Origin of the sequence: Paenibacillus terreus, assembly GCF_042138595.1 — a bacterium.
GTDB classification, from domain to species: domain Bacteria; phylum Bacillota; class Bacilli; order Paenibacillales; family Paenibacillaceae; genus Paenibacillus; species Paenibacillus terreus.
The window spans coordinates 1-12,240 of sequence record NZ_JBHIRX010000026.1 but is presented as its reverse complement, the minus strand read 5'-3'; the positions used below and the strand labels follow the sequence as shown (position 1 = coordinate 12,240).

At 46.4% G+C, this 12,240-nt stretch carries 9 protein-coding genes and 1 pseudogene; 9 read left to right on the top strand and 1 reads right to left on the bottom strand.

The window, feature by feature from the left end; genetic code table 11:
- Positions 1-72: 72 nt before the first annotated feature.
- The 5 genes from ACE5KN_RS28745 (at position 73) to ACE5KN_RS28725 (ending at position 8,009) form a co-directional block, all read left to right on the top strand.
- On the top strand, positions 73-1,044 hold the full coding sequence (locus ACE5KN_RS28745; RefSeq protein ID WP_375527826.1) for an ABC transporter permease: 972 nt from the start codon (positions 73-75) through the stop codon (positions 1,042-1,044).
- Positions 1,045-1,057: 13 nt separating this feature from the next.
- Positions 1,058-1,942 (top strand): carbohydrate ABC transporter permease, encoded by an 885-nt coding sequence (locus ACE5KN_RS28740; protein ID WP_375527827.1) that lies wholly within the window; start codon positions 1,058-1,060, stop codon positions 1,940-1,942.
- Positions 1,943-2,086: 144 nt separating this feature from the next.
- A complete protein-coding gene (locus ACE5KN_RS28735; RefSeq protein ID WP_375527828.1) occupies positions 2,087-3,844 on the top strand; it encodes a sensor histidine kinase in 1,758 nt (585 codons plus the stop codon).
- Positions 3,841-5,463 (top strand): response regulator, encoded by a 1,623-nt coding sequence (locus ACE5KN_RS28730; RefSeq protein ID WP_375527829.1) that lies wholly within the window; start codon positions 3,841-3,843, stop codon positions 5,461-5,463. Before ACE5KN_RS28735 ends, ACE5KN_RS28730 begins: the two co-directional genes overlap by 4 nt.
- A 44-nt stretch (positions 5,464-5,507) precedes the next feature.
- Positions 5,508-8,009 carry a glycoside hydrolase family 3 N-terminal domain-containing protein gene (locus ACE5KN_RS28725; protein WP_375533308.1) on the top strand — a complete coding sequence of 834 codons (2,502 nt, stop codon included), beginning with the start codon at positions 5,508-5,510 and terminating at the stop codon, positions 8,007-8,009.
- A 40-nt stretch (positions 8,010-8,049) separates the two neighbouring features.
- On the opposite strand, the gene ACE5KN_RS28720 is transcribed toward ACE5KN_RS28725, so the two are convergent.
- Positions 8,050-9,081 (bottom strand): helix-turn-helix domain-containing protein, encoded by a 1,032-nt coding sequence (locus ACE5KN_RS28720; protein ID WP_375527831.1) that lies wholly within the window; start codon positions 9,079-9,081, stop codon positions 8,050-8,052.
- Positions 9,082-9,440: 359 nt separating this feature from the next.
- On the opposite strand from ACE5KN_RS28720, the gene ACE5KN_RS28715 reads away from it, so the two are divergent.
- The 4 genes and pseudogenes from ACE5KN_RS28715 (at position 9,441) to ACE5KN_RS28700 (ending at position 12,154) form a co-directional block, all read left to right on the top strand.
- A complete protein-coding gene (locus ACE5KN_RS28715) occupies positions 9,441-10,292 on the top strand; it encodes an SDR family NAD(P)-dependent oxidoreductase (protein ID WP_375527832.1) in 852 nt (283 codons plus the stop codon).
- A 169-nt stretch (positions 10,293-10,461) separates the two neighbouring features.
- A pseudogene (locus ACE5KN_RS28710) lies at positions 10,462-10,716 on the top strand (beta-xylosidase family glycoside hydrolase); the annotation flags it as partial.
- A 200-nt stretch (positions 10,717-10,916) separates the two neighbouring features.
- Positions 10,917-11,915, top strand: coding sequence for an SDR family NAD(P)-dependent oxidoreductase (locus tag ACE5KN_RS28705; RefSeq protein WP_375527833.1), 999 nt, complete (start codon positions 10,917-10,919; stop codon positions 11,913-11,915).
- 80 nt (positions 11,916-11,995) lie between these two features.
- Complete coding sequence (locus tag ACE5KN_RS28700) at positions 11,996-12,154, top strand: hypothetical protein (protein ID WP_375527834.1); 159 nt, start codon at positions 11,996-11,998, stop codon at positions 12,152-12,154.
- The last annotated feature ends 86 nt before the right edge of the window (positions 12,155-12,240 follow it).

Sequence of the window (12,240 nt, the reverse complement as noted above, 5' to 3'; positions counted from 1 at the left end):
TTCGTCGGATTCTGGGAGGATCCGGCTTTATGTGAGCATATAGCCAGACTTAAACAAGGAAGTGATGCTTCTATGAATCAAGGAACCACGGTTTCCCGATCGGCGGCCATCGTGCCAAAGCGGAAGAAAAAGAAGAAGTATGATTATCGGAAATATTCGCCGCTCTTGATTATGATGATCCCGGGCTTGTTGTATCTGTTTATTAACAATTTTTTGCCGATGTTAGGGATTGCCATCGCGTTTAAGGACATCAATTTTGCCAAAGGGATTTGGCAAAGCGATTGGATCGGCTTCAAAAACTTTGAGTATCTGTTTAAAACGACAGACGCTTATATCATTACTCGAAATACAATCCTGTACAACCTGTTCTTTCTCGTAGCAGGGACATTTTTGTCATTCATCTGCGCCATCTTCCTTAACGAAATCAAGAAGAAGGGGCTGCTCAGAGCGTATCAGGCGATCATTTCAATGCCGCATTTGATCTCTTGGGTTATTCTCAGTTACCTGGTGTATGCGTTCTTGAGTGTTGATAATGGATTATTGAACAAAACCATCCTCCCCCTATTGGGAATTAAGGATGGCATATCATGGTATTACGAAGCGAAATATTGGCCGGTCATCCTAAGTCTGGTCCACTTCTGGAAGGGGGTCGGTTACTCCAGCATCGTCTTCTTCGCGGCTTTGCTCGGAATCAATGAAGAATATTATGAAGCTGCGAGGATCGATGGTGCCAGCCGCTGGAAGCAGATTGCCCATATTACGCTTCCGCTCGTGGTGCCTGTCATTATCATCATGACATTGCTTCAGATGGGGCGGATATTTTATTCCGACTTCGGCCTGTTTTATCAGGTTCCGCTGAACTCCGGGGCGCTGTTCGAAACGACGGCTACGATCGATACCTATGTATTTAACGGACTGACGGGAAGCGGCGACATCGGTATGTCAGCTGCGGCAGGGGTCTATCAGTCGATTGTCGGATTTATCCTGGTGATCACGGTGAACTATCTGGTACGTCGTAAAAACAAAGACAGCGCATTGTTCTAAGGAGGAAGCTGTGGTGAAAAACGAAAGTCCGGTCTTGTCATGGATCAGCCATATCTCGTTGTTGTTATTTTCAGCAGTATGTATACTGCCTTTCATCTTGCTAATCTCGGCATCGTTCACGGATCAAGATTCAATTTTAGCTAATGGATATTCGTTTATACCTCAGGTGTTCAGTTCAGCTGCTTACGAATACTTGTTCATGAGGGGGGCGGACATCGCTCGGGCTTACGGTATTTCGGTGTCTATTACCGTTTTCGGGACACTGCTCGGCGTCATAATCACTTTGTTGATAGCTTACCCGTTAGCCAGAAAAGAAACGCCCCATCGCGGTTTGATCCTGTTTATCGTCTTCTTCTCCATCTTGTTCAACGGTGGACTGGTTCCAACTTATCTCGTCTATACGCAGTTGCTAGACTTTAAGAATACAATCTGGGCGCTGATCTTCCCGGGACTGCTTACTAACGGCTACTACATTATGATGATGAGGATATTTTTGCAAGGCTCTCTGGAACCGACTTTAATCGAATCCGCCCAATTGGATGGGGCCAATGAATACAAAGTTCTATGGCATATCGTGATCCCGACCTCCACCCCGATTTTGGCTGTGATCGGATTGTTTACGGCTATCATGTACTGGAACGACTGGCAAAACGGGATGATTTATATTACGAATCCAGAGCTATTCAGTATTCAAAATTTGTTGCAACGAATTATGGACGATATCCAGTTTATCACGGGGAATATGCCTGGGAATGCAGGCGAATTGATGCAACAGATGCCGTCGGATACGGCCAAGATGGCGATAGCGGTCATCGGATCGCTCCCAATTCTGATAGCCTACCCGTTTTTCCAAAGGTATTTTATCAAAGGGATTATGTTCGGCGCTGTGAAAGGTTGATATAAGCCGGAATTCGCTATTTTAACGCTTGTTTTTAGGAACTGGAAATTTTAGTTTTCAGAAATATAATCATGGCTACAATCGTTGCTTGTTGATATGATTTAATCGAGGAACCAACACAACGTTAAGGAGCCTTCGCAATATATGAGCCTACTTCATTCGTTAAAGCCGCATAGTTCCTTGCGCTTCAAACTGACATTAAGTGTATTCATCATGATACTGCCCCTTGTTGGTTTGCTGCTTTATAACAACTTCTACGCCATCCAAGTGGTTCGGGAACAGGTTGCGGAATCCTACAAGAAGACGTTGAACCATCATATGAGTCAGATTGACAACGACTTGAACGGTGTCGATGCTTATATTAATACTGTTGCGGGCATAGGCTCGACTGATCTGGCGTCACTTAGTTTGGTGGAATCAGAGGAAGACTATTATATGCAAAAAGTTTACTTGTTTCATAAACTTGTCCAGGATATCATGTTATATCCATTACTAGATGGGTTTTTCGTCTATGTCGAGCATCGTCAAGATTACATGAACATCCATGCAAATAGCTTGCCATACGATGAGGAAGAGTCTATTCAAAAGTATGTGACGAACTTGATCCGAAGCGATCAAATTCCTAGAGGGACGAACTCCAAAAGATGGACGCATGTGAAAATCGGCGAGGGAGATTATTTTATCAACATCGTGCAAGTGGGTGATGCTTATCTTGGTGCTTGGGTCAAATCAGACGGAATCCTCACGCCGCTCCGGTCACTGCAGTTTGGAGAGGATGGAGTCGTCGTGTTGGCCAATGATCAGTACGAGCCCATCACAGATGTGGATTTTATTCAAAAAAAAGGAATTGTTTTGCGATACGATCCGCAAGACTATTACCTATCCGGTACAGAAGAAAAGTACTTGATCATCCGGGCGGAATCTACACGTGGAGCGTTTCAACTGTATGTCCTGATTTCGGATAGTACGATCCTGGACAATCTCCCTTATCTGCAGCGATTCATTTGGGTGATTACCTTGGTGACACTAATTTTTATTCCGATTGGCTTCTACTACTTGATTCGCTCATTTTCGGTTCCTTTGGGGCGAGTCTTGCTCGCTATGAAAAAAGTTAGCACCGGAGATTGGAGTAAACGGGTGGAGCTAGGGAAAACTTCATATGAATTCAAACTTCTAGGGCATTCCTTCAACTCCATGATGGATGAGATACAGAAGCTTCGCGCGGATGTATACGAAGAACAAATCAATAAGCAACGAGAGGAACTGCAGAGGCTGCAGTTGCAGCTAAATCCGCATTTTTTCCTGAATTCATTGAACATCGTGTATAATCTGGCCAAGGTGAAAAACTACAACTTAATCATGGAAATGACCTTGGCCCTTATCCTGTATTTTCGCTATTTATTCCGCAGCAATACAATGTTCGTGAAACTGGCGGATGAGCTGGAACATACGCGGAATTATTTAAAAATTCAGATGCTGCGATTTCCGTTGAAGTTGACATGGGACATCGATGCGCCGGAATATTTGGCCGAAATCCCTGTACCGCCGCTTATCGTTCAATCTTTTGTCGAGAATTCAATAAAACATGCGTTGACTATGGAAGATACGATCCATCTTGCCGTCAAAATTGCATATGTGGACGATTCCGGCTCTAAAATCAGTATCCGAATTGAGGATTCGGGAAAGGGATTCCCGGCGGATGTACTTCGGGAACTTCAGGCGGGCAGAAGTGTCGAGAATGGATATGGAGAGCGGACGGGGATTTGGAACGTGCAGCGGCGCCTGAGACTACTGTATGATGAGAACGCTTCAATTCGCTTTGAAAACGACAGAGATACAGGCGGTGCTGCCGTTACCATCGTGATGCCAACCGATCTAACGAGCAAGGAGGGGGGATTATGAGCTATCATCTGTTGTTGGTAGATGATGAAGTACACGCGGTAGAAGGAGTGAGGGCAGATCTCGATCTGGAGAAGCTGGGAATCAGCCATTTATTCGTGGCGCACAATGCGAAGCAGGCCAAAGATTTTTTTCTTCGTGAACGGATCGACATCATGTTGTGCGATATTGAGATGCCGCAGGGCAGCGGATTGGATCTCCTAACCTGGGTTAGGGAACATCAGTTGCGCACCGTCGCGATATTTCTGACCAGCCATGCGGACTTTAAGTACGCCAAAGAAGCTATACGCCTTGGAAGTTTGGATTATCTATTGAAGCCGGTGCTTCGAGACCACCTCAAGGAGGCATTACAAAAGGCGCAGAGGCAGATTGACAAAAATAGTGAGATAGATATGGCCAACCTGTCACATCAGTTGTGGGTGAAGCACCATTCGCTGATCATTGAAAGATTTTGGCAGGATCTGATCAGTCATAATATACCGAGTAATCCGAAAGCCATTCACGCACAGATCGAACAGCATAAACTGCCGATTACGGATAATATGTTATTTCTTCCTGTTTTAATCGCAGTGCAAAGTTGGAATAAGGAAATAAACAGGCGTGACGAGAAAATTTTGGAATATGCGCTCAAAAATTCGGCGGAAGACATTATTACAAAATCCGACACCAGCGGCCTTTTTTTTACTCTGGATCGGGGCTTGTTGCTTGGCATCATAACTTTAGGGCTAAGTATGAAATGGGATCTTGAAGAAGTTGCGGCGTCTTGCCGGCATTTTATTGAATCCTGCAATCGTTATTTCTATTGCGGCGTCTCATGTTATATCGGGAAGTCGGTCAAAGCGCATCAAATGGCAGATACGGCTGCGCAATTGTTACAAAAGAACCTCAACAACGTTGCTTTTTATAACCGGGTTTTCTTTCTCGATACGGTTGAGGTCACGGATTATAATATTGCGATGCCTGAGCTTAATTTCTGGCTTTCCTTGCTAAAAACCGGCACGAAAGATTCTGTGATTTTGGAAGTGGAGAATTTTTTGCGCCAACTAGTAGATGGTTTGTTAATTAATGCAAAGTCTCTTTATCAGTTTCACCAAAACTTTATGCAGGCATTATACTCCTACTTGCATATGGAGGGGATTCAGGCTCATCAACTATTCAGCGACGAACAGTCGATGACAATTTCTGACAAAGCAAGCCGCTCGGTAAAGGATCTCGTAATATGGGTGCATCACGCCGTAGAGAAGGCTATGAATCATGCGGAAGTGGTAAAAGCGTCCGATACCGTTGTCCAAACCGTTCAACGGTACATTACGAAGTATATTGACCAGGACTTGTCCAGAGAAGCCATTGCCGAGATGGTTTTTCTGAATCCCGATTATTTATCCCGGTTATTCAAGAAAGGAACGGGATATTCGATTTCGGATTATATCTTGAAAGAACGAATCGAGCTGGCCAAGGTCATGCTCACACAAACGAATATTCCGATCAGTTCTATAGCAAATTCCGTCGGGTATTCGAATTTTTCGCATTTCACTAGAATATTCAAAAAATGTATAGGATTAGGACCTAGGGAATACAGAAGCCTTGTTCTGGCAGATAAAAGTCGTGAAACTGTTACTTAAATGGTCGGCAAAAGTATAGCTGAACCTGGTAAGGATGCTCTACCATGAAGGGAGATGTTGAATTGCATAAACAGGGGGTTAGCAAGGAGGATACGATGATTTACAAAGATTCGGTCAGACCTATTTCAGAAAGGATAGAAGATTTGCTGAGCAGGATGACCTTGCAGGAGAAAGTGGCCCAGTTAACGTGCTCTTTAATCGTAGGAGACGTTGACACCATCCAAGGCAACATGCAACATGGCATTGGCACTTTAAGTTATTTGAACAGCTCATTGAGTGGGGATAACGGGCAGGATAGGAAGAAATTAAGAAGCCTGCAACAATATCTTATAGAAGAGACGCGGTTGGGCATTCCGGCGCTTGTCCATAACGAAGGAATTGCTGGCGCGCAGATTCCCGGCGCGACGACTTTTCCACAATCGATGAATGTGGCTTCCACCTGGGATACGGAACTGGCTCGCAAGATCGGGGAAACGGTACGCAAACAGCTATTGGCATACGGCATTCGGGCAGTCCATTCGCCTCTCTTTGATTTGGCAAGAGATCCGAGATGGGGAAGAGTCGGCGAGACCTACGGGGAAGATCCTTATCTTGTTGCACAGATGGGAGTGGCATATGTCAAGGGGATTCAAGGCGAGCAGGAAATAATGGCTACGGCAAAACACTTCATCGGCTACGGCAACGCCGAGGGTGGGAGAAACGGTGGCGAGCAGCAGATCGATCAACGGAAGCTGTTCGATACGTATTGCTTCCCGTTTGAAGCGGCTATTCATGAAGCGGGTGTAACGGCGGTGATGAACAGCTACGGCATATTGAATGAACAGGCGGTGTCCACTTCCAAATGGCTCTTGACTGATGTGTTGAGAGGGAAATTAGGTTTCGAAGGGCTTGTCGTAGCGGATTACGGCAGCATTAGCCACGCACACGCTCGATACCGGGTGGCTAAGAATCAGCAGGAAACGGCGATCTTGGCCCTTAAGGCCGGTATGGATGTCGAGCAGCCCAGTAATAGCATCTACCGAACGTTGGTGGAGGCGGTCGAGCTGGGAGAAATCGAGGAGGCTTATATTGACCGCTCCGTCAGAAGGGTGCTGGAGACGAAGTTTAGGCTCGGATTATTTGAGAATCCGTATGAAATCGGAGACTTTGACGAAGAGATCGAGAACCCGGAATATGCGAAGTTGTCTCTGGAAATCGCAGAGAAGTCGATCGTCATGGCAAAGAACGAGGATCAAGTGCTGCCTCTTAGAAAAGGTTTGAAAATCGCGCTGGTCGGACCTTCTGCCGATAGCAAAACGAACTTCTTTGGCGGATATTCCTCCGTCAACACGGCGAGCACGATCAGCAGCGATTTCGATCGTTCTGAGGAAGATCACTTTATCAAAACGGCTTATGCCGCGATGATTACAGAATATAAACATGTTCTGGCCCAGGACGGTATCGTGTTCGAGGAAGAACCTTCGGCTGAACAGAAAGAGCTGATTATCGCCAGGCTAAGGAGCCGGAAGGCGGGTATAAACAAAACGTATCAAACCGCCGATGAGTTCGTCGAACGGTTCTATCCGGATTGTAAATCGGTCAGAGAGGCCTTGGTGGAAAAGTTCGGGGAAGATCATATTCTCTACGCTCAGGGATGCGATCTTCGGAAGCCGATCGCTGGTGGGATTGAAGCTGCCATACAAGCTGCCGGGCAGGCGGATATTGTTATCGCGATTTTAGGCGGCAAGGAGAGCATGACCCATCCGGATGCCACCGAGGGCGAGAACAAGGATAACACCAACATAGGGCTTGAGAAAACACAGCTTGAGATGATGGAAGAACTGTTCAAGCTCGGCAAACCCGTCGTAACCGTCATCGTCTCCGGCAGGCCGTTAACAACACCGCTCGTCAGCGAGCGTAGCAAAGCGGTATTGTATGCATGGCTGCCTGCGCAGCAAGGAGCGAAAGCAATCGCCAACATCTTGGCGGGAGCGTGCAACCCAAGCGGCAAACTTCCGGTGACAATTCTGAAAGACGTAAGTCAGATCCCGATGTATCACAGCAGGCTGCCTTTTTTTGTTGAGATTGAGGATTGGGCAGAGTATGTTGACAGCGACATGAATAAGCCTTTGTATCCGTTCGGACACGGACTCAGCTACACTACGTTTGCATACAGCGATCTGAAGCATGATGCGTATGTTCACCCGGATGGGGTGCTTACAGTGTCGTTTAAGATTCGGAATACGGGTCAGCTACGAGGGGATGAAGTGGTTCAGATCTACATCAGAGACCGCGTAAGCAGCATCGTCAGACCGGTGAAACAACTGGTCGGCTTCGTCAGAATAAGCCTGGGTGCAGGCGAGACCAGAGACGTGACGGCAGAGATCGATATGAAGCAGTTAGCCTTCCACGATCTGAGCATGAATCAAGTCGTGGAGCCGGGAGAGATGGATCTGTTCATTGCTGCATCTTCACAAGATATCCGGCTTCAGGGATATTTTGAGATTATCGGGGATAAGTTGAAGATCGAGAGAAAGGTCTTCGCTTCGAAAATAATGGTTAGATAACAATAGGGCGTTCAGACTGACGTAATTCGGCGAGTTGTTATTACGGGAATTGAACACTGCCCGCTCGAATCCCGTTCCTGTACTGCTTAGGCGTTACTCCCGTGTGTTTTTTGAAGACCTTAATAAAATGCGACTGATCATAAAAGGTGAGTCGCGCTCCGATGGTTGAAATCGGCTCATTGGAATGAGCGAGCAGCTTTTTTGCCTCTTCGATTCGTTCCCATTGGATATAGTTCATTAATGTCAATCCGGTTTCCTTCTTGAATAACTGCGACAGATATTCGGGGTTAAGCCCAGAGAGTTCCGAAAGCTGTTGCAGACTAATTTCTTCGAATAGATGGCGGTAGATGTATTCCTTGCAAACATAAACCGATTTGGAGAAGCAGTTCTTGCGGCATTGGGCGACACGGTCGGCGAAATCCAACATCGCTTGGATGGCGGCGGCCTCTACCGTTTTGACCTCGTTGAGTTCTTCTATATGTTGAATTTGCATATTGCAGAGCGTAAAGGCTAATCCCGCATACAAACCTCCTTCGATGGCCGCAAGCATGCTTATGGAGACTCCGCTTATCGCGAGGTTCTTTACGCTGCGAAGATGGCTTCGCTTAGAGAGTGCTTCGGTTTCCTCGTAAGTAGTTTCGGCTAACTTCATCATCAGCTCGGTTTTATTCCCGCTGCGAATTAAAGCCAGCATTCGGTTTGCCCTTTCAATCCCCTCATAGAAGATGGAAAATTCGCGGCGGTCCGCCAGAGCAAACTCCACTTTCTCCTTCTGCCGATTCGGAAGTCCATATTGCAAGCTGGATTGAAGCACATCCGTAATATCCAATGCTTCCCGATGGATCATCCAGTTGGCCAATACGCCGATATGCAGCATGCGCAGTCGGTTCATGACCGGAAGGCGGTTCCAATACTCCATCCATCTTGTTCGTTCCGGATGAAATAAGCTGTAATCGTTTAAGAGATTGGTGGAAATCTCGTCATTCAGCTTTTGCCGGATGGCCGGGCCGATGACAATGATGGTTTGACCAGGGCCGTTTTGTTTTAATGGCAGAACGATAAATTGCTCCATGAAATTGGTTTCGCGGAGAATTGGACCATGCAAATCAGTTCCTTGACTTACCACAGAACGGAAAAGCTCAGCCGGATCCGAAAAGAAGGGATGTGGTGAGAGGTTGGAATTTAAAATCATTTCCTCTTCAAAATCTGCATTCGGTTTGCAATAAACCGGAAGCTGCAAACTTTCATGTAGCTGTTTGCACAGATAAGCCAAATCGGGAAAATCATTCGTTGTGAACATTGTAAATCCCTCGATTTTATATGATTTTTATATGTATTATACCATATTTCCAGGAGAATATCTGCCATACTAAAAAGGCGTAAGGGCTATCTCATAGTTAATGATATTAAAATAAGGGAGTGAGTGTTGAAATGGAAAAGGATGTATTTTTTAGTTTGACTTCGAAATATGTAACTGAGGCAGGCCCGATGTCCGACTTACTCGATCTGACCGGCAAAGTTGCTGTTGTAACAGGTGGTGCAGGCAGCCTGGGGTTTCTGGTGGCTAACCGTCTTTCAGAAGCAGGTGCTGCAATCGTATTGACAGATATCGACGAGGAGTGTGGTGTTTTTGCATTAGAAGCATTCACTACCATAGGAAGGAAAAATATTAAATTCATAAAGGCCGATATCAGAAGTTCCGAAGAAATGGATACCGTTATGAATTTTGCTGTTGAACAGTTTGGAAGACTTGATATATGTGTTAATAGTGCAGCATACTGGAGTTATTTCCCCTCCCTTGAGCTAACTGATGAAGAGTGGAGATACACCATTGATACAGTTTTGACAGGCACGTTTAATACTTGTCGCAGTGCCGCAAAAGTCATGAAGCAACTTGGCAATGGAGGTAAAATTGTCCCCATTGGATCTGATGCTGCCGTAAACTGTGAACCTCCGCTTGGCATTCTCAATCATTATGCCGCCGCAAAAGCCGGCGCGATGGGTTTTTCCAGGTCCTTTGCCCGTGAGGTTAAGCAGTATGGTATCAATGTAAACATGGTACTGCCTGGAGCAATGAATACCATTGGTGCAAATTTCTTGAATAATAAGGGCATGGATAACAAAGAAACTCGCGCTAAAATGGCGTATATTAAAATGCCGATGAGTACAACTCCGGACGATGTAGCTCGCGTTATCTTCATGCTGTGCACAAAGATAGCGGATTTCATGTATGGGGCAAGTATACTTGTAGACGGCGGAGCCCATATAAATTTAAGTGAATAAATTTGGAAATCTCATGTGAAAACCCGATCTCTGTGCTTGGTGGAATGGGTGTGCTGATGATAGAATTGCATGTGCTTTAAGCCATGGTGCTTACTTTGTGGAAAGCCTTCGCGGATCACAATTTTTTCCGGCAAAGCGTCCCCCGTCATTCCAATAGCATTTTTGGTGCGTTGTTTCAACGCTGTTAAACGTTGAACCGGTCCAAGCGGACGAAGAAGCCGGGTTAACGGTGTATATGAATGAGCGATTCCATTATGAGATTGCTTTAACGTATAACTTGGAGGACGGCCGTAAGGTGCCTATTTTGACTGGTTTCAATACACTCCAATCAGTTGATTTTAAGAGCAATATTATGATGTGGAAAGTCATCAAAGTGTTAGCCGGCGCTTTCGTCCCGAATGTACGATGCAGATGTAATATCTGAACCAAACTTACTGGGAGCAACAGTGTGAATCGAAAAATGAAACCCTTCGCTTTTTGGCACTGGTGACGTTTCTGACAATTATGATGAGCATCGCATAAACCCCGATTTCTTACCATCTTCCAGGGAGTGTCTGCCATACTTAAAACGTGCAAGGGCTTTCTAAGCTCCAATAGATCAAAAAGGAAAGTGAGGTAACGATTATGACCAAAAGATTAGAGGGTAAGGTAGCTGTTGTGACAGGATCCGGACAGGGCGTCGGGAGAGGGATTGCGCTTGTCCTGGCTCGTGAAGGGGCCAAAGTCGTTACCAACAACCGCAAACCAGGATCGACCGGTGCAGCTTCCTTCAAGAAGGAACTTGACGAACAGTTCAGCGCGGACGAGCGGGCAAAACTTCTAGCATTAAAAGGCGATGCCGAAAGTACAGCGAACGAAATTATCCGGGAAGGCGGGGAGGCTGTACCTTTTTACGGTGATGTGTCCGACTATGCTACAGCCGGAAAATTGATTCAAACGGCCGTTGATGCATTTGGTAGAGTCGACATTCTGGTTAACAACGCCGCGGGTCTAGGATTCGGAATGTTGGCAACAACGACGGAAGCGGATTGGGATTACCAAACGGTGCCTAAGCTCAAGGGCGCGTTTAACTGCATGAGCCATGGGATTCCTTTCATGATGAAGCAGAAGTTCGGACGTATCCTGAACGTCGCTTCCGACGCATGGGTGGGAATAGCCGGGCTCGGTGCGTACAGTGCAGCGAATGCGGGGATTATCGGTCTGACGAAGGCGGCAGCCAAGGAATTGTGGCCGTTCGGGATAACTTGCAACGCTTTTTGTCCCCAAGCCGCGTCACGCGGCCACGTCAATTTTCGCGCTACGTTGCGAGAGTTGATGAAGGCGCAAGGGATCACTATGGAGGTTGACGAGGCGAAAATGAAGGAGGTTGAAGAGGCGCATGGACCGGCGGAAAATATGGCACCTTTCGTCGCTTATTTGGCTACGGGGGAAGCTTCCTTCATCAGCGGAGCGGTGTTTTCGATCACGGCCAACGGACGACTGAGTCTATACTCGGATCCTGAACCGGCATGCGAGATCAATAAAAACGATGATCCTTGGACGGTGGAGGAATTGATTAAAACCGTTCCCGAAAATTTATTGAAAGATTATGTGTCCATCGCCACTCGTAATGAGTGGGCCTAGTTTAGCAGCGCTTCCAAAGCGAGTTTTGTACGAAGCGATGTTGGGGAAGCGCTGCTTACAAAACTTTCGGGAGGTAGAATATGGGAGGTTATGACGGAACTCAAGCCTCCCAGTTTCAGCAGCCTTATATGGATATCGATGAATGGCGGGAACAGCTGGTTCGCCACCGGAATATCCATGGAGGCTTCGAGGGGACCAGTAACAGATTTTCGTTTTATTTTCCGTCAGAGGCGCAATAGAGTCCAATAGTTCGGCTACAAGCTCCATCTTACCGATGACATCGCAAGCGAGATACCCAAGGCGCCCTCGGTGATACCGGCTCATG